Raw genomic sequence first — 21422 nt, forward strand, 5'->3', positions numbered from 1 at the left:
TCCTTAGTCTGCGTTAAGTTCTTCCATAACAGCTTCGTTAATATCGGCGTTAGAATAAACGTTCTGAACGTCGTCAAGTTCTTCAATAGCATCTGCTAGTTTAAGGAATTTGCGAGCACCTTCAGCGTCAATTTCGACATTCATGGTAGGACGGAAGACAGGGTCGTCATTGTTATATTCAAGTTCTGCTTCAGTCAGTGCTTGGCGGATGGCTGGAAGATCAGTTGCTTCTGATACGACAGTAAAAATATCGCCTTCATCAATAACTTCTTCAGCTCCAGCATCAAGTACTGCCATGAGGACGTCGTCTTCGGTAAGACCTTCGGTTTTGGTCACTTCGGCAACGCCTTTGCGTTCAAAGAGGAACGCTACAGATCCCTGATCGGCCATAGTGCCACCGTTGCGAGTAACGGCAGTACGAACTTCTGCTGCTGCACGGTTACGGTTATCGGTCAAACATTCAATATAAAGAGCTGTTCCTTGAGGTCCGCGGGCTTCATACATGATTTCGGTGTAGTCGATGGTTTCACCGGTGAGACCAGCACCACGTTTGATAGCACGGTCAATGTTGTCGTTAGGGACAGAGTTTTTCTTAGCTTTAGAAACAGCGAGGTCTAGTGCAGGGTTACCGGATACGTCTGCGCCACCCATACGAGCTGCAACTTCAATAGCTTTGATAAATTTGGCAAATGCTTTTGCACGTTTAGCGTCGATAGCTGCTTTTTTGTGCTTGGTTGTTGCCCATTTGGAGTGACCTGACATACGTTGTCTCCTTTTGTTGCTGTGCGCTGATGTGGCTCATCAGCGCAGGTTCTCTTTAGATACTAGGTTCTATTGTAAACAGTTTCAATGACACCGCATTAACGGGGTCGATTCATGGCGCTTTCACGTGCACGGTCAATAGTCGTGTCATCTATTGTTTGAGGAATAAATTCCCCATATTTTTTCTTGGCAGCTTCTGCAATTAAGAAGTCAGAGACGGCAGGGTTCTTCGGCAAGAGTGAGCCGTGTAGATAGGTGCCGATGACATTGTATTTGCGAGCGCCTTCGGTGGTGTCGGTGGTGTTGTTTCCTTCGCCTTTGGTGACGGTGGCTAGGGGGCGGGTGCCGTCGGAGAGTGTGGTGATTCCGGAGTGGTTTTCGTATCCGATGAGTGTTCCGAATTCTTCGGATTCTTCGACGATATTTCCAATCAGTCGTTCTTCTCCGCCGATTGTGATGGCGTCAAAGATGCCGATGCCTTGGAGTGTTTCTCCTTGGTTGGTGCGGAATTCTTGTCCGAAGAGTTGGTAGAGTCCGCAGATGACGAGCATGGGTGTGCCGTTTTCTGCGAGTTCTTTGAGTTTGGGGGCGATGGCGTGAAGGTCCTCTTGGATGATGCTTTGTCCGGAGTCTTGTCCGCCTCCGCCGAGGATGATGTCGGGGTTTTCGGGGAAGGTGTCGGAGGGGTTGTAGTCGATGATTTCGGGGGTGTATCCGTGGGCTTTTGCTCTACGTGCTAGGGCGAGGGTGTTTCCCCAGTCTCCATAGATGTTCATATCTTGTGGGTAGAGTTGGACGATGGTGAGTGTTTTGTTGCTCATTAGGAGATGTCCTCTACGTTGGTGATTTTGGAGAGTTCTTTACGGATGGCAAGCATGGCGGTGTAGGTGCAGAAGATGCGCATGGGTTTGCCGTGGGAGTTTTTGATGAAGTGTTCTAGTGCTTCGGTGAGGTTTTCTTCGACGTGTTCGGTGGTGATTTCGTCGTGTTCTAGGCGTAGTGCCATATCCCATGCGCGGGTTCCGGAGACGGTATTGACTCCAGTTTTTTGTAAAGTATGGAAGTCTACGTCCCAGAGCCATGAGACGTCTCTGCCGTCTGCGTATTGGTCGTTGATGGTAATCATGGTTGCGTAGTCTTGTGCGTCTGCGCTGGCGAGGGAGAGTCTAAATCCTGAGGGGTTTTTGACGAGTAGTAGTTGTAGTGTTTGGCCGTTGATGGTGAGGGTTTCGCCTCGTCCAAAAGCGGGTGTGATGTGTTGGAGTTCTTCGATGAGTTTTTCTTCGTTGAGGTTTTCTCCCATGACCGCTTGGGTGAGTGCCATTGCTGCGGCGGCGTTGTAGATGTTGTAGACGCCGTAGAGGTTGATTTTTCCTTGTGCGGTGTGTCCGTTGAGGGTGAATGTTGCGTTGGTTCCGTTGAAGTCGTTGAGGGTGACGGTGGCTTCTGGGAGGTTTTCTTTAGTGCTGGTGCGTTGTTGCGAGCGCATTTCGTCGTCGGAGGGGAACATGGTTCGGAGTTTTTGGCTGAGTCCGAAATAGTTGGTGTGTGTTCCTGTTTTAATGTGTTCTGCGATGCTGAGGATGCGTGGGTCTTCTCGGTTGAGTACGACGGTGTTGGTGGTTGCTTCTGCTACGGTGGTGAGCATTTTTCGGGTGGTGTCGATTTCACCGAAGCGGTCGAGTTGGTCGCGTAGGACGTTGAGTAGTAGTGCGTAGTGTGGTTTGACTTTTTTGACGAAGTGTACGGCGTGGGCTTCGTCGAGTTCGAGGACGGCGATGTCTGCGTCGAGTTTTCCGGTGAGGCTCATTTCTGCGAGGAGTGAGGCGGCAACTCCTCGAACGAAGTTTGATCCTGTTTTGTTGGTGAAGACTTTGAGCCCTTGGGCTTGGAGTAGTTGGACCACCATTTTTGTGGTGGTGGTTTTTCCGTTGGTTCCAGAGACGACGACTACGCCGTGAGGTAGTTTTGCGAGTTCTTCGGGGACGAAGTTGGGGTGTAGTTTTTCCATGACGAGTCCGGGGAATGCGGATCCGCCTCCGCGGAGTTTGGTGGCGTAGCGTACGCCTTGGCCGATGAGTCGTGTTATGGGTCTAGACATGTTTTTTATTTTATAGGTGTTTGGTTGAATCCTCCGGTAAGGGATAGGGCTGTTATGTGTGGTTGTTGTTTTTTGAGGGTGTGGACGATGAGTGCTGAGCGTTTTCCGCTGGCGCAGTAGAACACTGGTGTGGTGTTGTTTTTGAGGTGTTTGGTGAGGGTGTTGTTGATGTTTTCTAGGGGGTTTGGGGTGTTGTTGATGAGGGTGAGGAGTTCTTGGTGTGGGATGTGTGCGTGGTCTTGGTAGTGTCCGTTGTTGCGTTCGTGGTGTTCGCGTACGTCGATGAGTGTGTAGTGTTCGGGGTGTTGGTTGATTTCGTGGAGTGTGATTTCGGGTACGTTGAGGGGTTGTGATGTTGATTGTTGTATTTGTTGGAGTGTTTCGGTCAGTGGTGTGGGTGTGCGGTGTGGGTCGGGTGTGATGTTGAGGGTTTTGGTGGTGTGTGTTCGGCTGTCGTACATCCAGAGTTTTCCTAGGAGTGGTTCGGGTACTCCGGTGATGAGTTTGATGGCTTCGGTGGCCATGATGGAGCCGATGGTTCCGCAGAGGGATCCGAGTACTCCTGATTGTGCGCAGGTGGGGATGGAGTCTGCTGCTGGTATTTGTGGGTAGAGGTCTCGGAGGGTGGTTCCTTGGGTGTGTTGGGTGGTGTTGAGGTGTTTGGGGTGTGCCCAGAAGAGTGAGATTTGTGCGGTGTATTGGGAGATACTCCCCCAGATAAGTGGTTTGTTGAGGTGTTCGCAGATGTCGTTGGTGAGGTATTTGGTGGCAAAGTTGTCGGATCCGTCGATGATGAGGTCGTAGTTTTTGATGATGTTTTCGGCGTTGTCTGCGTTGAGTTTTTCGTGGTAGGTGTGGACGTTGGTGTGTGGGTTGAGTTCGTGGATGCGTTGTTGTGCGGAGTGTGTTTTGGGTGTGTTGATGGTGTTGTTGTTGTGGATGATTTGGCGTTGGAGGTTGCTGTATTCGACGGTGTCGTGGTCGATGATGCCGAGGGTTCCGACTCCTGCTGCGCTGAGGTAGAGCAGTAGGGGTGAGCCGAGTCCTCCGGCTCCGATGCTGAGGACTTTTGCGTTGGCGAGTCGTCGTTGTCCTTCTTCTCCGATGCCGGGCAGGGTGAAGTGTCGCCCGTAGCGGAGTTGTTCTTGTGTGCTGAGTTGTTTTTTGGGTGTGGTCAGTGGTGCCAGTGGCATGGTTGGGGTGCTTTCTTCGTTGAGGTTAGGTGGTGAGGTCTTCTTGGGTGGGTGCTCCGGTGAGGATTCGTCCTTCGGTTGGTGATGAGGCCTGCGCGTGGGTTCGGGTGGGGATACGTCCAGCATGGTAGGCGTGGTATCCGGCGTGTACTGCGTATTTCATGGCTTCTGCCATTGCTACGGGATTTTGGGCTCGGGTGACGGATGAGGCGAGGAGGACAGCATCGCAGCCTAGTTCCATTGCTTGTGTTGCTTGGCTGGCTGTTCCGATGCCGGCGTCGATGATGACGGGAACGTCTAGTTCGCTGGTGATGAGTTGGATGTTGTGTGGGTTGAGTATTCCTAGTCCTGTGCCGATGGGTGCGCCGAGGGGCATGACGGCGCTGGCGCCTGCATTTTGTAGGTGTCGTGCGGTGATGGGGTCATCGTTGGTGTAGGCGAATACGGTAAAGCCTCGTTCGGCGAGTGTTTCGGTGGCTTCGATGAGTTCGTAGGTGTCGGGTAGGAGTGTTGTTTCGTCTGCGATGACTTCTAACTTAATCCAGTGTGTTTGGAGTGCTTCTCGGGCAAGTTCTGCGGTTAGTAGTGCGTCTTTTGCGGTGTAGCAGCCTGCGGTGTTCGGCAGAATTTTGATGTTGTTGCGTTTCAGAATGGAGTAGAGAGATTCTTTTCCGCTGGGGTTGTATCGTCGCATGGCGACGGTGGTCAGTTCTGTTCCTGAGCTGAGGAGTGCTTCTTCGAGGTGTTGTAGTGAGGTGATTCCTCCGGTGCCCATGATGAGTCGTGAGTTGAGGTCTACTCCGTCGATGTTCAGTGGTGGAATGTTTGTTGGTGTCATGTTCTTTTTATCTCGAGTTTGTTGTTTGTGCTGGTGGTGTTATCCGCCTTGTACGGCGGTGATGATTTCTAGCCTGTCATGGTGGTTTGCGGTGGTGTGTGCCCATTGGTTGCGTGGTAGTACGGTGTCGTTGAGTGCTACGGCGATGCCAAGGGGTGTTCCGTCTTGGGTGTTTCCTTGGTTGTTGAGGGCGGTGTTGATGGTGTCTTCGACGAGTTTTTTGATGGTTTGTGGTGTCGTATAGGTGTGTTCTGCACCGTTAATTGTGAGGGTGATGTTCATTGGGGTTTTCCTCTGTTGGTTTAGGGTTTTGTTGGGTTGGCGTGAAGCGTTGTGGACGGCAAGCGTAGAGGTCTTTTCTGTCGTCTTCGGTGAGGGTTTCGGTGATGAGGTGTTCTACGAGTTCTGCTGCTCGTGTTGAAAGCAGTATTCCGTGACGGAAGTAGCCGTTTGAGAGGATGAGGTTTTTGAGTGCTTTACCGTGGTGTTCGATTGTGCCGATGAGGGGCAGGTCGTCGGGTGTTCCGGGGCGTGCTCGTGAGATTATTTCGTAGAGTTCGAGTTCTGTGATGGCGGGGATAAGTTCTCTTGCATCACGTAGTAGTTGGTATATTCCGCCAGCGTTGATACCGGGCATATGGTCTTCACGTGATGTTGCACCGATAACGACGGTGTTGTCTTCACGGGGAACGATGTAAACAGGTTGGGAACGGACGATACCGCGAATTGTTGAGGTGATGAAGGGGCGCTGGTTTTCAGGTACGCGGAGACGAAGCACATCACCGTAGACGGGTCGTAAAGGGAGTTCTTTGAGCGCTGGTATGCCTTGAAGTTCTAAGGTTCCGAGGCCGTTAGCGACGATGATATATGTTGCGTGGAGTTCTCCGGTGTGCTGTTGCCCTGTCGTGGGGTTTTGGTATTCCCAGTAGATGCTGCGGGCGTGTGTTTGGTCTGCGTCGAGAAGAATTTTTTGGGCTCTCACAGGGTAGAGCTGTTCGTGTAAGAGGTGTATGAGCCCTTGGCAGTACCAGCGCGGGTTAATCTGGTGGTCGCCGGCTATTTCCACGACTCCTGCAAGACGCGATGAGAGGCTTGGTTCTTGAGAACGAGCTTTTCGGATGGATATTTTTTGGGTTTCTAAACCTAGCTCTTGTTGATATTGTTGGAGGTCTTCTAGAGCATTTTTATCAGCATGATCGTAGGCGCATACGAGGGTTTTTGTTTCTTGTCTACCAACATGAATACCGGATTCTTCTTGAATGTGTTGTGCAAATGATGGGTATAGTTGCGCTGCCCGTTTCATCAGCTGAACTAATGGTTCTTGGCGAAATTGTGTTTCAGATGCTGGGGCAAGCATTCCGGCGGCTGCTCGTGTTGCTTCTGAAGCGGGTTGTGGGTCTAAGATAGCAACGCTATACCCTATTTTTTGGAGACGGTACGCGGTCGATAATCCGATAATTCCTGCACCGATGACTGCAATATCTACTGTTGAGGGTGGTTCTTTGGATAGTTCGGGTATATATTGATGAATAGTTGAATCTTCATCGTGCGGGTTAAACAACGTCGCACCCATGACGAACACTTCCTTCCGGCGGCATAACCCGCATCAAGTAAGACGGTCGGCTCTCTTAGCCCTCTCAGCGTCGTGAAGATATATCTACTGTGATATGGCGCGATATATCTGACGCTCCCGTAGGTCACTCTAAGTATAAGCCTCAATCTTTTTGATACAAGGAGACCTCAAAACTATGTCCGTTTATGAACAACAGCCTTTCGCCACTTCTTTCGTGGATTCTTCTTCAACGCTTCGTCGCGAGCGCCTTGAAAAGCTTCAAAAAGCACGCTTGTACTTGTGTACGGATGCGCGTTTATCTCGTGGAGATTTAGAGTCTTTTCTGGATGAAGCCTATAGTGGTGGTGTCGATATTATTCAGCTGCGTGATAAGAAGATTTCTGTGCAACAGGAGCTAGCAGCTTTAGAGATTCTCAAAAAGGTGGCACGTCGTCACGATAAGCTTTTTGCGGTCAATGACCGTGCTGATGTTGCTGCTCTTATGGGTGCTGATATTTTTCATCGAGGTCAAGACGATCTTTCTGCGGTGCAGGCGCGCAGGTTGTTAGGTGCCGATGTTCTTGTAGGTGCTTCAACACATGGGGTGTCTCAGGGGCAGGAGGCTGCTGCCGATAAGAATATTGATTATTTTGCGTGTGGGCCGGTGTGGCCGACGCCGACGAAGCCGGGGCGTGCAGCAACAGGCGTGGAGTATCTTGAGCAGGTTGCTCAGTTTGCCGGTCAGAAACCGTGGTTTGCTATTGGTGGCGTTAACGTGGATACGGTGTCAGAGGTTTGTCAGGCAGGTGCCTCACGTATTGTTGTGGTGCGTGCTTTAACTGAAGCTGCTGATGTTCGTAGCGCAGCAAAACAGCTGAAGGGTGCGTTAGAAGTTGTTTAGCCTTCTCTAAAGAGTTTTGGCTGTCGTTGAAAGGTATTCTTCCCACCCTTGTTTTACGAGAGTGTGTATCTGTCCTAGTGTCTGTGACATGGTTTTTGTGTGGGCGATAATCGGTAAGAAATTGGTGTCGCCAGACCATCGTGGGAGGATATGCTGGTGTAGGTGATCGGCTATTCCGGCTCCCCCAATTTTGCCTTGGTTCATCCCAATGTTGAATCCGTCTGTTTTGCTGACTTGACGTAGCACACGCATCACTTGTTGGGTGAGAATCCCTATTTCGGTTAGTTCTTCGACGGTTGCGTCATCGTAATATGGGATATGCCGGTAGGGCAGAATCAGCAGGTGCCCTGGGTTATATGGGTAGAGGTTTAAGATGGCGTACGCGTATTTACCTCGATGAACAATCAGAGATTCTTCGTCGGAGCGTTCGGGAGCACTACAAAAGGGGCACGTCTGTTCTTGGTAGTCTTTTTGCCCTCCGCTGACGTATGCCTTACGGTGAGGTGTCCAAAGCCGTTGGAAAGCATCTGGGACTTGTGGCAGTTCAAAGCTATCGGTGGTGTACTCCATGGTCTTTAGTGTACCTGTAGGCTCATACGCTCTATGTGAATGTTGCTAAAAGATTCTTGTGGATGCTACCGGATAAGTCTTTTCCGGTAGCATCCACACAGATTATACGAGTGTGATACTCCTCTAACTATTCTTCAAGTAGTCCACGTCGACGTAATAATGGTTCAATTCGTGGGTCTCGTCCTCGTAACTGTCGGAAGGACTCTGCCGGGTCTTGGCTATTTCCTGTTGCGAGAATAGCGTTTTTGAAGGTTTCACCGTTGTGGCGGGTTGCTCCCCCGGATTCTTCAAACCAATCAACAGTTTCTGCGTCCATCATCTCGGAGTAGATGTAAGCATAGTATCCTGCGGCGTATCCTCCACCAAAGATGTGTTTGAACATTCCGGTAAGGTAGCGCGGAGATACTGGGTATTGGTCGAAGCCATAACGTTTGAGCACTTCATCTTCAAAGGCTTTAGCATCTTCACAACTGTCGATGAGCCCGTCTTCAACGCTGCGGGTGTGCCATGCCATATCGAGGAGGGCGGCTCCTAGATATTCGCTGGTGGCAAATCCTTCTCCCCACTGTTCGCTAGCGCGTAGCGCATCAATATGTTCTTGTGGGAGTGTTTCTCCTGTATCAATATGGCGTGCGTAGTTCCCTACTACTGCTGGGTGGAACATCCACATCTCATTAACTTGTGAGGGATATTCAACAAAGTCACGGGGAACGTTCGTACCAGCAACAGAAGGATACTTAGCGGTACTTAACAAGGAATGTAGTGCGTGGCCAAATTCGTGGAAAAGTGTCCGTACGTTATCAAGGGTCAGTAGCGCCGGTGCACCTTCAGCAGGTTCTGCAATGTTGAGGGTGTTGAGCACTACTGGCACTTGTTGGATGCGTTCATCACGTGGTACGAGGTCGTTCATCCACGCTCCACCTTGTTTGGTGGCGCGAGCATACGGGTCAAGAGCAAAAATACCGATAAGAGTGCCGTTCTCGTCTTTGACGTCCCACACCCGCATGTCGGGGTAATAACTCGATAGTTCGGTGTGTTCGGTGAAGCTGATTCCGTAAAGAGTTTCAGCGGCGTAGAAGACGCCTCGTTCTACTACAGAGTTAAGCTCAAAGTAGGGTCGTAGAGCTTGTATATCGACACGATATTTCTCTTCTGCCACACGTTTGAGGTAGTAAGGTACGTCAGCAGCATGGATGTCTTCAACAGACACTCCCGCAACTTCTGCCATGGTTTCTAGTTCTTTACGGAAGTTTGCTAATGCTTGTGGCAACATTTTTTCAAGCATCGCTAATGCTTCATCAGATTTTTGTGCTACAGCTCGGCGAATGGCCAGTTCTGCGTGGTTCTTTGCTCCGAAGAGTGCTGCTCGTTGCGCTCGCAGGTATGACATTTTTGCGCCAGTTTGGATGGTTTGTGGTGTATCTGCGCTACCGGCATCGCGAGTGTGTGCTCGTCCACGGTTGATGGAGTTTGCATAATATTTTTCGCGGGTCGCGGGGTTCTCTAGTGATTCAAGAAGTGCCGGTGCTGCAAAGAGATCTTGAGGTAGAAGGAACGCTCCTTCGTGTCCGTTCTTTGCGGCGTTGAGGGCAAGACGTTCTCGGGTGCTTTCGTCGAGTCCTGCAAGTTCTTCTTCGTCGTGGATGAGAAGTGCTGCTTGTTGCGCTCCGGTCAGCAGTGCTTTAGAGAATTCTGCACTCAGTTTTGCTAGTTCGGCCTCGATTGCTGCGAGCTGTTGTTGTGCATCTTTGCTGAGGTATGCTCCTGCGTCGGTGAATGTTTCTTTCCAGAGCTTGAGCACTCGTTGTTGTGCTGAGGTGAGGTTTTGCTCTTCGACGTTGGCGATGCGAGTAGCAAGAGGCTCGTTATTCGCCATGGCAGTTGTGTGTTCGGCGAGTTTGGGTTCCCAGTATTCGCTGAGTTCTAGTATTTCTGGTGTTCCCATAGAGGACAGGTACGTGTAGTAGATGCCTGTTGCTCGTGAGAATTCTCGGTAGCTGTCTTCTAACGGTTCAATAGTGTTTGCAAAGGTTGGGGTTTCGCTATTTGCACAGATGTTGTTCCACGCAAGTTTTTGAGCCTGTACGGCTTCTTCTAACGCTTGGTGTATGTCATGGCTGGTGGTGGAGGCTAGTTGTGGGTATCCTCCGATATCTGATGATGCTTGCAATAGTTTATGTGTCATAGTTCTCTATTTTAGCGCTGGTTTTTTCCTCCTGTCTGCTGTGTTAAAGCAAACTGTCGCTATTGTAAAGTTTTTCCTTGTCGGAAGGATTCTTTACAAGAGCGACAGTTTCAACACATGAGATGTCTCGGCTGTATAGGTTTTTCTTCTATTCTGCCGGTGTTTCAGTTGTTGCGCGAGGGTCTTCGTTCACACGGTTCTTGATGTGTTCAACAATGCGTTGGATAGCTTCTGCTACAGGCACACCATTTTCTTGGGAGCCATCACGGTAGCGGAACGACACTGCCCCATTTTCTGCGTCTTCTCCGCCGGCGATGAGAATAAACGGTGTTTTCTCTTTGGAAGCGGTACGAATCTTTTTGGGGAAACGATCAGTTCCGTAGTCAACTTCTACGCGAACCCCTTCAGCTCGAAGCTTGGTAGCAATATCTGCCATATAGTCGTTGAAAGCTTCTGCTACGGGAACTGCTACAACTTGTACGGGCGATAGCCATGCGGGGAAGGCACCTGCATAATGTTCTGTGAGCACACCAAGGAAGCGCTCAAACGAACCAAACTTTGCAGAGTGAATCATGACAGGTTCTTGACGTGTTCCGTCTGAGGCTTGGTATTCTAACCCGAATCGTTGTGGCTGGTTGAAGTCATATTGAACAGTAGACATCTGCCAGGTACGGCCGATGGCGTCTTTCGCTTGTACGGAGATTTTAGGTCCGTAGAATGCTGCTCCACCTGGATCTGGTACAAGTTCTAGACCGGTTTCGGAGGCGACTTGTTCAAGGACTGCTGTTGCTTGTTCCCATTGTTCGTCGGTGCCGATAAATTTGTCTTTTTTATCGCCTTCTGTGTCTCGGGTAGACAATTCGAGGTAGAAGTCTGTCATACCGAAATCTTCTAGCAGGCTGAGCATAAATTTGAGCAGATGACGAATCTCATCGGGTGCTTGTTCTTTAGTGACGTAGCTGTGTGAGTCGTCTTGGGTAATCATACGAACTCGGGTGAGTCCTTGTAGTACACCTGATTTTTCGTCACGGTAGACGGTTCCAAATTCGAATAGTCGTAATGGTAGCTCTCGGTAGGAGCGTCCTCGTGATCGGAAAATCTCATTGTGCATGGGGCAGTTCATGGCCTTGAGACGGTAGTTTCCGTTATCGAGTTCCATGGAGGGGAACATACCGTCTGAGTAGTATGGCAGGTGCCCAGAGGTGTAGAACAGGTCTTCTTTGGAGATATGAGGAGTGCTGACGTATTGGAAGCCTTCTTGGATGTGGCGTGTGCGTACGTAGTCTTCCATCTCACGTTTGATAATGCCACCTTTGGGGTGGATGACGGGTAGACCGGGGCCGATGTTTTTAGGGAAGGAGAAGAGGTCTAGTTCTTCTCCGAGTCGTCGGTGGTCGCGTCGTTCAGCTTCTGCGATACGTTCTTTGTAGGCTACAAGCTCTTCTTTGCTAGGCCATGCAGTTCCGTAAATGCGTTGGAGCATAGGGTTTTTTTCAGAACCGCGCCAGTAGGCTCCACCTGCACGCATGAGGGCGTACCCGTTTCCGATAAGTTTTGTGTTGGGTAGGTGTGGGCCACGGCAGAGGTCACGCCATACGGTTTCCCCAGTTTTGGGGTGAACGTTGTCGTAGATGGTGATATCGCCGGCGCCGACTTCTACGGAGGCGCCTTCTGCTGCGTCAGCCCCAGAACCGGGACCTTGGCTGAGGCTCAGCAATTCGAGCTTGTAGGGTTCTTGCGCCATTTCTTGCGCTGCTTGTTCTTGGGTCACAACGCGGCGTACAAATTTTTGTCCTGATTTGATGATTTTGATCATCATTTTCTCAATTTTTTTGAGGTCTTCAGGGGTGAAGGGGTCTTCAACGTCAAAGTCGAAGTAAAAGCCGTCGGTAATATATGGTCCGATGCCGAGTTTTGCGTCTTTTCGGTACTCTTGGACTGCTTGAGCCATGACGTGCGCGGCGGAGTGACGGAGGACTTCTAGACCTTCTTGTTCGTGGATGCTGACGGGGACGATAGAGTCGCCCTCGTGTAGGGGTGTTGAGAGGTCTACGAGTTTGTCGTTAATACGGGCAACGACAATATCACGGTCTTCGGTGAAGAGTTCGGCGGCTGTAGTGCCGTCTTCAATGGTGCGTTTTTCTCCGGCAACGTCTACAGAAATATGTGCGACAGACATCTGTCTCCTTGTTTGTGTGTTGTGCACGCCCGTACTAGGGGCATGCTCGGTATCTACTGTGCGCGGTACAAGAGCGCACATTGTCTTTAGTGTACATGCGTTTTTTAGTGTTGTTATAGCTCTTAGTTCATGTGATAAGGCTAGTGTCTTGTGGAGTGTCTAACATTCATAAAAATTTTTTTATACATTATCGAACAACCCCTTGACCCACAAAGAAATCTTTATATAAAATTTCTTTTATGGATAGCGAGAAGACGTGGGAAACAGAGTACAGTGGTTCCGTTGCACTCTTTGCAGCGTTAGCACACCCTTTGCGTTTAGCTTTGACACATCATCTATCCAAAGGGTCACACACCGTCAGCGAACTCTTCACCTGCATGGGAGTCTCGCAACCTCTCGTCTCCCACCACCTCAAAATCCTCAAAGAAGCTGGAGTTATTACCAGCACACAGACAGGACGTAGCATCATGTACGAAGTAGCGGACCATCACGTCACGCACATCATTAACGATGTCTACGAACACACCAAGGAGAATAACTCATGAGTACCGCAACTTTACACCACGAATCAGAAGCACATGCACACACCCACGGACCAAACTGTGGCCACCTCGCAGTCATCCACCACGACCACGTAGACTACATCCACGGCGACCACGTACACCGTGAACATGATGGACACTACGACGAATGCGTCACCTGCGAATGTGGCGACTGCAATGACAGCTGTGCAACCTGCGAATGCGACAACTGTAACTGCCCCACATGCAACCACGCAGTATGTGAATGTGGCGACTGCTCAGATGCTTGCGTCAACTGCGTCTGCGAAAACTGCCAGTGCGCAACATGCAACCACGCAGCATAAACATATAGCTAACACACAGGCTAAAACGTGGTGGGTGATAAGGACTAAGTCCTTATCACCCACCACGTTTTAAAATCACGAAGACACCACCGATGGGCTATTCCGCTTAAGAGAAATATCCGTTAGCCTGTTTACATACATGACGTTGCCCACAACATTTAGGACTTGCCATGGAAAAGTACATCACCCTCATCACCAACACCATCACTCCACTGCGCAAATCACCTCAGCGTCTCAACCTACGCCCTACCAGCCAAGAAGACCGTGAAGCCATTGCGCGTCTCCTCTTTAGCGCATACGATGAATCAACTTTCCCCACCCAAGAAAACGCCCAACACTACGTAGAAACGATACTCAACGGAACACACGGAGAGTTCTACCCCGAAGCCTCCCCCATCCTCATCGACGATAACGGTCGAGCAGTTGCTGTTCTCCTCAGCCTCAAAAACCGTCTAGACCATAACGGTCCAGAAAACACACCCACACTACTAGAACTTATTACTACACCTTCACGACGCCGTGAAGGAATTGCCGAAGAACTCATTACCTATGCACTTGATGTGATGCACACGCAACATCATGGGGCTGCAAGCACCCACATCAGCGAAACAAATGCTGCAGCGCTTGCTCTCTACCTCACCCTTGGATGGCAACGCTGGACACCTCAGGACGACACATTCCTACCCGCATAAGGCAAACGCATTCTATGAATTACCCCATAATCTTATAGCCTACGGGATTCAATAATGCTTTCTGTCCAGAACTTCTCATACCCTTCAAGGACAACGTCCTCAACATCTTCAACCTTGATTTGAGGAATAACATCGCTCAACGCCCCGACAGTATTCGGCTCTAAAGGTATCGCTAAATGCCGGTAGACTTCTGCGGTAACTTTTCTCAACGGAGCAGAATCTTCTACCACGATCCCTGTGCTAAACCACCATGCGCCAGAAACAACGCGCTGAGCTGTGCCAACAATTTTGAGACGCTCTCCTTCTCCAGCATGGATAAACACTGAATATTCTCCAGGGCAATACTCCCCCGGCAACTCACCCACTTCTGCACAAAAACCTAACGAAGAAAGTATTTGAACAAAAAATTGTGCAAAAAACTCAAAACGACGATTGTTCCCACTAATAGCATCAGCAGAGGGCGCAAAATGGTCAATCACTAAAGAACCCGCATGATAAGCAGCAGCATGACCGCCCACAGGTCGCACCTGCGGTAAAAACCCTAAACGGCGAGAGGCTTCAGCTGCATCCTCAAAAGAAGGATTATGTTTGTCTCGTCGCCCAAACGCCATATTTGGTGCAGGACGATAGAGGCGAAGTGTCTGTTCGTCTTCTCCGCGCGCAACACGTCGTAAGAACTCCACAGACTCTGAGAACGGATGAATATGTTCTCCAAGGCGTTCAGTATCAAGAATAATACGCACAGCACAGACCTCTTAACCTCATATCAACAATATATTTATCTCTATCATCGCTGATAAAACGCATGGTGTCTTCGGGCAAGACACAAGATATCCGATGTCTTCTGCAGATTAAGAAAAGTGGTGTGCTTTCCTCCCGTTCAGATAGAAAGCACACCACCATGAGTTTTAACCTCTTCAAACTAGTTTAGAAATCCCAGTCATCGTCCTCAGTGTTAACAGCTTTACCAATAACATATGAAGAACCAGACCCAGAAAAGAAGTCATGGTTTTCATCAGCGTTAGGAGACAGCGCCGAAAGGATAGCAGGGGAAACATTTGTTACCGATGCAGGGAACATTGCTTCGTACCCAAGGTTCATCAACGCTTTATTAGCGTTATAGTGCAAGAATTTCTTAACATCTTCGCTCAAGCCCACAGAATCGTAGAGAGAATGAGTGTATTGAACTTCGTTCTCGTACAGTTCATAGAGCAAGTCAAAGGTGTAGTCCTTGAGTTCTTGCTGACGCTCAGGAGTTTCTTTTTCTAGACCGCGCTGGAACTTGTAGCCAATATAGTATCCGTGGACGGCTTCATCACGGATAATCAGACGAATCAAATCAGCAGTGTTCGTGAGCTTCGCGTGGGAAGACCAGTACATCGGAAGGTAGAAACCAGAGTAGAACAAGAAAGATTCTAGCAATGTAGAAGCAACTTTCTTCTTCAAGGGGTCTTCACCTTGATAGTAGTCCATCACAATATTTGCTTTTTTCTGCAAGTGTTCGTTCTCTGCAGACCAGCGGAACACCTCGTCAATCTGTTTAGTTGAGGCAAGTGTCGAGAAGATTGAAGAATATGATTTCGCGTGGACTGATTCCATGAACGCAATGTTGGTGTACACCGCTTCTTCGTGGGAAGTCACAGCATCAGGTAGCAAAGAAACTGCACCAACAGTACCTTGAATGGTATCGAGCAAAGTCAAGCCCGTGAAGACTCGCATGGTGAGTTGTTGTTCTTCAGGAGTGAGCGTCTTCCACGACTGAACGTCGTTAGAAAGTGGAACTTTCTCAGGAAGCCAGAAATTAGCGGTTAGGCGATCCCACACTTCAAGATCTTTTTCGTCTTCAATACGGTTCCAGTTAATAGCTTCAACGTGGTGAATCAGTTTCACCTTTTCGCTCATCATCATTGTGTTCTCCTTATCGATGAACTGTTCTTCACAATCTCATGTGATGTATGTGTTGTTGCTCTGGTGTGGGGCAGTTCGAGTGCTACTACCCCACACCATCATAGTTTATGCGCGCACAGCGACATTAGAGCATGCAGGAAACGCAACCTTCAACTTCTGTTCCTTCAAGAGCCATCTGCCGGATACGTGAGTAGTAGATCGTCTTGATGCCTTTACGCCATGCGTAGATTTGCGCCTTGTTCACGTCACGAGTGGTAGCTGTATCACGGAAGAACAGCGTTAGTGAAAGGCCTTGATCGACGTGTTGTGTTGCCACAGCATAGGTGTCAATAATCTTTTCGTACCCAATCTCGTATGCGTCCTCATAGTATTCGATGTTCTCGTTTGAAAGGTAAGGAGCTGGGTAATAGACGCGCCCAAGCTTACCTTCTTTACGAATTTCGATTTTTGAGGCGATTGGGTGGATGGAAGATGTTGAACCGTTAATATATGAGATAGAACCTGTAGGCGGAACAGCCTGAAGATTCTGGTTGTACATACCGTATTGTGCAACATCAGCTGCAAGAGCTTTCCAGTCCTCTTGGGTGGGGATGCTGTGTCCTGCAAAAAGTTCACGTACGCGTTCAGTTGCAGGTTCCCATTCTTGTTGGATGTACTTCTGGAAGAACTCTCCGCTAGCATATTTTGATTTCTCAAACCCAACGAAGGTTTCTTGGCGTTCACGCGCAATTTCCATTGAGGCTCGAATCGCGTGGTATGTGACCGTATAGAAGTAGATATTGGTGAAGTCTAGAGCTTCTTCTGAACCATATTTGATGCGTTCACGACCAAGATAACCGTGCAAGTTCATCTGGCCAAGTCCCACGGCATGGCTCATCGAGTTACCGCGTTCGATAGAGGGCACGGAACGAATATCTGAAAGGTCAGATACTGCGGTAAGAGAACGAATTGCCGCGTTAACGGTTGAGCCGATGTCTTTGCCGTCCATCGTCAACGCAATGTTGAGAGAGCCAAGGTTACAAGAGATGTCTTTACCGATGGTCTCGTATCCTAGGTCAGCATTGTAATAGGACGGTTCTGATACCTGAAGAATCTCTGAGCAGAGGTTTGACATGATGACTTTACCGTCAATGGGATTTGCACGGTTAACGGTGTCTTCATACATGACATAGGGGTATCCGGATTCGAACTGTACTTCTGCGAGAGTTTGGAAGAATTCACGGGCATTAATCTTGGTTTTCTTAATGCGGGCGTCATCGACCATCTCGTAGTACTTTTCGGTGACAGAAATATCAGAGAGTGGTTTGCCGTATACTCGTTCAACATCGTACGGAGAGAAGAGGTACATGTCCTCGTTCTTCTTTGCCAGCTCAAAAGTGATATCGGGGATAACAACACCGAGAGAGAGCGTCTTAATACGAATTTTTTCGTCCGCGTTTTCACGCTTGGTGTCAAGGAACGAGTAGATGTCGGGGTGGTGAGCGTGCAGGTATACTGCACCAGCACCTTGACGAGCACCTAGCTGGTTTGCGTAGGAGAAAGAATCCTCAAGAAGTTTCATCACGGGGATGACACCAGAGGACTGGTTCTCAATCTTTTTGATAGGTGCACCAGCTTCACGAAGGTTTGTCAAGGCGAAAGCAACACCGCCGCCACGTTTAGATAGTTGCAAAGCGGAGTTGATGGAACGTCCGATGGATTCCATATTGTCTTCAACACGAAGGAGGAAGCAAGAGACGAGCTCGCCACGCTGTTTTTTACCTGCGTTTAAGAAGGTTGGGGTTGCTGGTTGGAATCGTCCGGAGATGATTTCTTCAACAATTTTGACGGCTAGTTCTTCGTTACCTTCAGCAAGGAGCAATGAGACCATGACAACGCGGTCTTCGAAGCGTTCTAGGTAGCGCTGACCGTCAAAGGTTTTGAGAGCGTATGAGGTATAAAACTTGAATGCACCCAAAAAGGTAGGAAACCGAAACTTTTTGGAGTACGCCAATTTAGAAAGAGATTTAATGAACTCGAAGTCATACATCTCAAAGATGCGTTCTTCATAGTATTGGTGTTTGACGAGGTAGTCCATTTTTTCTTCCAAGTCGTGGAAGAAAACGGTGTTGTTATTGACGTGCTGGAGAAAGTATTGGCGTGCGGCTTGACGATCAGCGTCAAACTGAATTTGTCCGTCTTCATCATAAAGGTTAAGAAGAGCGTTGAGTTCGTGATATCCAAGTCCGCGGAACTTTTCTGGCACGGTGGGGTCTTCGTGTCCAGGTTCGTGGCTCATGCCGGGCACAGGGAGTTTTGAATCCAAAATTTTTCCAATCCTTCTTGAACGTTAGTGACGTCTTCGGGTGTTCCCATCAGCTCGAATTTGTAGAGGACAGGAACCTGACATTTTGCTGACACAATATCTGCGGCGACGCAGTAGAGTGAGCCAAAGTTGGTGTTTCCCGCTCCTATGACTCCGCGCATTAGGGCACGGTTTTCTGGAACGTTAAGAAACTTTGTGGCTTGCGGTGGAACAGAGCCTGATCCGCCGGGTCTGCCGTAGCTCGGAACGCAGAGTACGTATGGCTCGTGTACTCGTGGTGTCTCTTCGCTAGTTTTTAGGGGTAAGCGTATAGCTCGAACCCCTGTTTTGAGAATAAATTTATGAGTATTTTCAGAAACCGATGAGAAGTAAACAACCAGAGGGCTACCAGATGTGGTGGTCACGGTGGAGTCTGCTTCGCGTGTTTGTTGTTCCATGAGAAGCTCCAACCTTATCTATGCGGTTTAGGGTGCGGTGATGAGCCAGAGGTGATGCGAGGTTCAAAGGTTTATGCGCTCAAGGAGCTGATGAGATCTGGGCGGAAGCCTGACCAGTGTTGGTCTCCAGCAATAACGACGGGGGCTTGGAGATAACCGAGTTTTTTGATGTCTTCGAGCGCTTGCTCGTTTTCGGTGATGTCTACGATGTTGTACTCGATACCGTTTTTCTCTAGTGCACGATATGTCATATTGCACTGCATACAAGCCGGTTTAGTGTACACCGTTACTGACATTGTTATCTCCTTGGTATCACCAGCAGGTGGCGATAGGTTCTCGTCGTAGGGCTATGGATTATGGGTTCGTTGTGGTGAGCTCTTTGAAGACTAGTGTTTATCAAGTCGGTGAGCAACGAACGGATTAATACTACATCTAGTGTGCGAGGAGTTCTAGATGCCCTAGATAGTGTGGTCTACTCGCCATTTCTCTTAATCCACAGCATTTTTCGCTTATTTATAGGGCTTATGGCAGTTATCCACAATTCCATTTAAACACCTGTCTAGACACCCTCCTTTTGGAGGTCTCTAACACACCGGCAAAAAGGTGTCACCAATGCGCCCCGTGTTCTCAACGGAGGAGATTCAACCCAAACCTGAACTTTGCTGTTACCGGCACTTCTGAGAGAAATTTTTAACGCTTTTTTGCTCTTGGTGTGTCGCCTAGGATGAAATATCACATCCCCCGTTGAGGGGTCAAGCAGCCTTTTACAGGAGCTTCTTAACCCCTCTTGTAGAACCTTCAAACACGACTCAACGCCCCCCAAAATACTAGGTAGCTCGAATTGCACCTCTAGTCTTTGAGAAGCCCTCTATTTTGCAATTCACGAATAAGGCTCGCTCCGTCATTAGCTTCAGACCAGCTCTTACCTTTAGTAATTTCTTGAGCGCGGCTATCCCCCCATACCCGCCCAGAAGCTAAGACAGACTCACCAATCGTCAAATTACGAATCAAGATAGCGGCAACATTCTGAGGGTAACGCACCGCAAACCCGCTATAAATCTCAGGATCTCTTTGCCCATCATCCCCAATAAGAATCCACTTCATCTCAGGGAATTCTGCAGCAAGACGCTTAAGCGAATCCACCTTATGTTCTGTACCGGAACGGAACCAATATTCAGGGGTCGGGCCCCAATCAGTTAGCAGAAATGTTCCTTTAGGGTAAGCGTTACGGGACAGGAAACGTTGCAATGTAGGCGTAATATTCCACGCCCCCGTTGATAGGTACATAAACGGGGCATGAGGATGTTCACGGTGGATACGATCTAAAAGAACAGACATACCGGGAGTTGGAATACGAGCGTGCTCATTCAAAACAAAAGAGTTCCACGCAGCTAGGAGCGGACGAGGAAGAGCTGTCACCATGACAGTGTCGTCGACATCGCAAATAACACCAATTTTTTGGTCTGGTGGAACAACATACACAGTTGTTTCTGCGCTCTCTCCCCCAAGAACTGACATAATCACCTGATGTAAACCAGGTTCTAGAGAGATTTCTAGTTGTGCGTCTAGTACACCGCCACGGTCTGTTCGCAATAAGAATGTCTGTGAACCAATCTGAACCGACACTTCAGCATGAGCAATCGCTATTGCGGTGAAAGAACGCCAACCACGGATTTTTTGTTCGGGCGCATCATCATGCCCTGCATCAAAAAACTTTTCGAAGAGATCAGTTTTATAGAGTGCTCGCCCTAGGACACGAACCCAGTGTGTTGTGCCATAGCCAACGCTAGGAACAAAAACAGGTTCTTTATCTGCTCTGCGCGCTCGTTTTTCTCTCCATTGGTGGATATAACCCGCCATACGATATCCCAGATGAGCAGCACCATCAGCTGCTTCACTCGCCATCTGACGTAGGTCTTGAGTGCCTAATGAATCCATACCTCTAGTTTTTCACATTAACGAAACAATGGTGTGAAGATTCGTCTTATAACGAACCTTCACACCATTAAAAAGTTTTTCTTTTAGTGCATTGTCAAAACACAGTGGGCAGCACCTTTACCTTCTGCTTCAGCAGATTCTACAGGCTCAAAAATTCCCATCGATTTGATAGCGCACCGAACAGTCTCTTCAGGTGTTTTAGCATAAACAGATACCGCAATAACATGACCTGATAAGTCATGAATGTCGTCTGCGTTAACTCGGTAGAAAGTTGGCTCTGCGCCAAAAGAATGTTCGTTACCAGAGAATTCTTTCTGATCGATAAAGAAACGCGCTGTACCAGGTTGTGGCTTTTCGCCGATTTCTGCATTGCCAGTGACCACTTCTGTCTCAATAACCACGAAGTCACGATTTTCTTCGAAACCTGAGGTCTTTTCGATGGTAAGACCAGGAACTGATCCTTCAGCGCAACCGCTAAGTAGAGCCGTTGCGACCAATGCAATTGAAGCGAAAACTGATTTATTAGCCATACCCAAAAATATAGCGTGTTCCGAGTAAAATACGGGGTATATTTCAGGTATTTTGCGACAGTTCGTCAATAAATTTTGCGGGTGAACCTTTCTTTTCAAGTATCCCCCAACATACTATTCCCAGCAAACCTATCAGATCTACAGTCATCACGGCTCAAACCTTTTACCCTGATGACAAAAAATGCTGGCTCGGACTACGTCCAAACCAGCACCTAAGTGGTGGAGATAAGGGGACTCGAACCCCTGACCCCTTGCATGCCATGCAAGTGCGCTACCAGCTGCGCCATATCCCCATATATATTTTTCTTGTACTGAAGTACTCATCTATCATACACGACAAAAAAGACAGGAGGCAAATATCTTGAGAAGATTTTTGCTATGATTCTTTGTCTCCAAAGACCCTCTTACAGAAGCTAAACTACCTCAAACTGTATGCTTGCTCTACGTTTAGCCTCTGCAAGAAAGA

General features: G+C 48.8%; 21 protein-coding genes, 1 tRNA gene and 1 riboswitch. Of the genes, 4 read left to right on the forward strand and 18 right to left on the reverse strand.

Going from position 1 to position 21422, the window contains the following annotated elements; translation table 11 throughout:
* Positions 1-3: 3 nt before the first annotated feature.
* The 7 genes from ACN084_RS03290 to thiO all read right to left on the reverse strand — a co-directional run bounded on the left by ACN084_RS03290 (position 4) and on the right by thiO (position 6467).
* Positions 4-762 (reverse strand): YebC/PmpR family DNA-binding transcriptional regulator, encoded by a 759-nt coding sequence (locus ACN084_RS03290; protein WP_419101318.1) that lies wholly within the window; start codon positions 760-762, stop codon positions 4-6.
* Positions 763-860: 98 nt separating this feature from the next.
* Positions 861-1583 (reverse strand): type 1 glutamine amidotransferase, encoded by a 723-nt coding sequence (locus ACN084_RS03295; protein ID WP_419101319.1) that lies wholly within the window; start codon positions 1581-1583, stop codon positions 861-863.
* Complete coding sequence (locus tag ACN084_RS03300; protein WP_419106032.1) at positions 1583-2872, reverse strand: MurT ligase domain-containing protein; 1290 nt, start codon at positions 2870-2872, stop codon at positions 1583-1585. The genes ACN084_RS03295 and ACN084_RS03300 overlap by 1 nt, the downstream gene beginning before the upstream one ends.
* Entirely contained in the window at positions 2869-4056 is a 1188-nt protein-coding gene (locus tag ACN084_RS03305; protein WP_419105890.1) for a ThiF family adenylyltransferase, read from the reverse strand. Before ACN084_RS03305 ends, ACN084_RS03300 begins: the two co-directional genes overlap by 4 nt.
* 25 nt (positions 4057-4081) lie before the next feature.
* On the reverse strand, positions 4082-4894 hold the full coding sequence (locus ACN084_RS03310; RefSeq protein ID WP_419105891.1) for a thiazole synthase: 813 nt from the start codon (positions 4892-4894) through the stop codon (positions 4082-4084).
* Positions 4895-4933: 39 nt separating this feature from the next.
* On the reverse strand, positions 4934-5176 hold the full coding sequence (gene thiS / locus ACN084_RS03315; protein WP_419105892.1) for a sulfur carrier protein ThiS: 243 nt from the start codon (positions 5174-5176) through the stop codon (positions 4934-4936).
* Positions 5154-6467: a glycine oxidase ThiO gene (gene thiO / locus ACN084_RS03320; RefSeq protein ID WP_419101323.1), complete on the reverse strand. Its 1314-nt coding sequence runs from the start codon at positions 6465-6467 to the stop codon at positions 5154-5156. Before thiO ends, thiS begins: the two co-directional genes overlap by 23 nt.
* Positions 6461-6598, reverse strand: a riboswitch (TPP riboswitch). It overlaps the preceding gene by 7 nt.
* Before the next feature lie 44 nt (positions 6599-6642).
* On the opposite strand from thiO, the gene thiE reads away from it, so the two are divergent.
* Positions 6643-7347, forward strand: coding sequence for a thiamine phosphate synthase (gene thiE, locus ACN084_RS03325; RefSeq protein ID WP_419105893.1), 705 nt, complete (start codon positions 6643-6645; stop codon positions 7345-7347).
* Between the two features lie 6 nt (positions 7348-7353).
* Here thiE and ACN084_RS03330 read toward each other — a convergent pair whose 3' ends face one another.
* The 3 genes from ACN084_RS03330 to thrS all read right to left on the reverse strand — a co-directional run bounded on the left by ACN084_RS03330 (position 7354) and on the right by thrS (position 12281).
* Positions 7354-7917, reverse strand: a complete 564-nt coding sequence (locus ACN084_RS03330) for an HIT family protein (RefSeq protein ID WP_419105894.1) — start codon at positions 7915-7917, stop codon at positions 7354-7356.
* 127 nt (positions 7918-8044) lie between these two features.
* The gene (locus tag ACN084_RS03335; protein ID WP_419105895.1) at positions 8045-10102 is read right to left on the reverse strand and encodes a M3 family metallopeptidase; all 2058 of its coding nucleotides are present in this window, start codon (positions 10100-10102) and stop codon (positions 8045-8047) included.
* A gap of 148 nt (positions 10103-10250) precedes the next feature.
* Positions 10251-12281 carry a threonine--tRNA ligase gene (gene thrS / locus ACN084_RS03340; RefSeq protein WP_419105896.1) on the reverse strand — a complete coding sequence of 677 codons (2031 nt, stop codon included), beginning with the start codon at positions 12279-12281 and terminating at the stop codon, positions 10251-10253.
* A 239-nt stretch (positions 12282-12520) separates the two neighbouring features.
* On the opposite strand from thrS, the gene ACN084_RS03345 reads away from it, so the two are divergent.
* From ACN084_RS03345 to ACN084_RS03355, 3 genes are all read left to right on the forward strand, one after another.
* The gene (locus ACN084_RS03345; RefSeq protein ID WP_419101328.1) at positions 12521-12826 is read left to right on the forward strand and encodes an ArsR/SmtB family transcription factor; all 306 of its coding nucleotides are present in this window, start codon (positions 12521-12523) and stop codon (positions 12824-12826) included.
* Positions 12823-13146 carry a hypothetical protein gene (locus ACN084_RS03350; protein ID WP_419101329.1) on the forward strand — a complete coding sequence of 108 codons (324 nt, stop codon included), beginning with the start codon at positions 12823-12825 and terminating at the stop codon, positions 13144-13146. Before ACN084_RS03345 ends, ACN084_RS03350 begins: the two co-directional genes overlap by 4 nt.
* A gap of 170 nt (positions 13147-13316) precedes the next feature.
* Entirely contained in the window at positions 13317-13838 is a 522-nt protein-coding gene (locus ACN084_RS03355; RefSeq protein WP_419105897.1) for a GNAT family N-acetyltransferase, read from the forward strand.
* A 32-nt stretch (positions 13839-13870) separates the two neighbouring features.
* Here the strand turns inward: ACN084_RS03355 and ACN084_RS03360 are convergent, their stop codons facing one another.
* From ACN084_RS03360 to ACN084_RS03395, 8 genes are all read right to left on the reverse strand, one after another.
* A complete protein-coding gene (locus tag ACN084_RS03360; RefSeq protein ID WP_419105898.1) occupies positions 13871-14581 on the reverse strand; it encodes a lipoyl protein ligase domain-containing protein in 711 nt (236 codons plus the stop codon).
* A gap of 184 nt (positions 14582-14765) precedes the next feature.
* Complete coding sequence (gene nrdF / locus ACN084_RS03365) at positions 14766-15764, reverse strand: class 1b ribonucleoside-diphosphate reductase subunit beta (protein ID WP_419101638.1); 999 nt, start codon at positions 15762-15764, stop codon at positions 14766-14768.
* A 106-nt stretch (positions 15765-15870) separates the two neighbouring features.
* Positions 15871-18024, reverse strand: coding sequence for a class 1b ribonucleoside-diphosphate reductase subunit alpha (gene nrdE, locus ACN084_RS03370; protein ID WP_419101639.1), 2154 nt, complete (start codon positions 18022-18024; stop codon positions 15871-15873).
* Positions 18021-18488 carry a class Ib ribonucleoside-diphosphate reductase assembly flavoprotein NrdI gene (gene nrdI / locus ACN084_RS03375; protein WP_419101332.1) on the reverse strand — a complete coding sequence of 156 codons (468 nt, stop codon included), beginning with the start codon at positions 18486-18488 and terminating at the stop codon, positions 18021-18023. The genes nrdE and nrdI overlap by 4 nt, the downstream gene beginning before the upstream one ends.
* Before the next feature lie 71 nt (positions 18489-18559).
* The gene (gene nrdH / locus ACN084_RS03380) at positions 18560-18784 is read right to left on the reverse strand and encodes a glutaredoxin-like protein NrdH (RefSeq protein WP_419101333.1); all 225 of its coding nucleotides are present in this window, start codon (positions 18782-18784) and stop codon (positions 18560-18562) included.
* A gap of 553 nt (positions 18785-19337) precedes the next feature.
* Entirely contained in the window at positions 19338-20426 is a 1089-nt protein-coding gene (locus ACN084_RS03385) for an App1 family protein (protein WP_419105899.1), read from the reverse strand.
* A gap of 83 nt (positions 20427-20509) precedes the next feature.
* Positions 20510-20956 (reverse strand): hypothetical protein, encoded by a 447-nt coding sequence (locus tag ACN084_RS03390; protein WP_419101335.1) that lies wholly within the window; start codon positions 20954-20956, stop codon positions 20510-20512.
* Between the two features lie 217 nt (positions 20957-21173).
* Positions 21174-21249 (reverse strand) — tRNA-Ala (locus tag ACN084_RS03395).
* Positions 21250-21422 lie beyond the last annotated feature (173 nt).

This window comes from Rothia sp. P7208 (genome assembly GCF_048512915.1).
Classification (GTDB): Bacteria; Actinomycetota; Actinomycetes; order Actinomycetales; family Micrococcaceae; genus Rothia.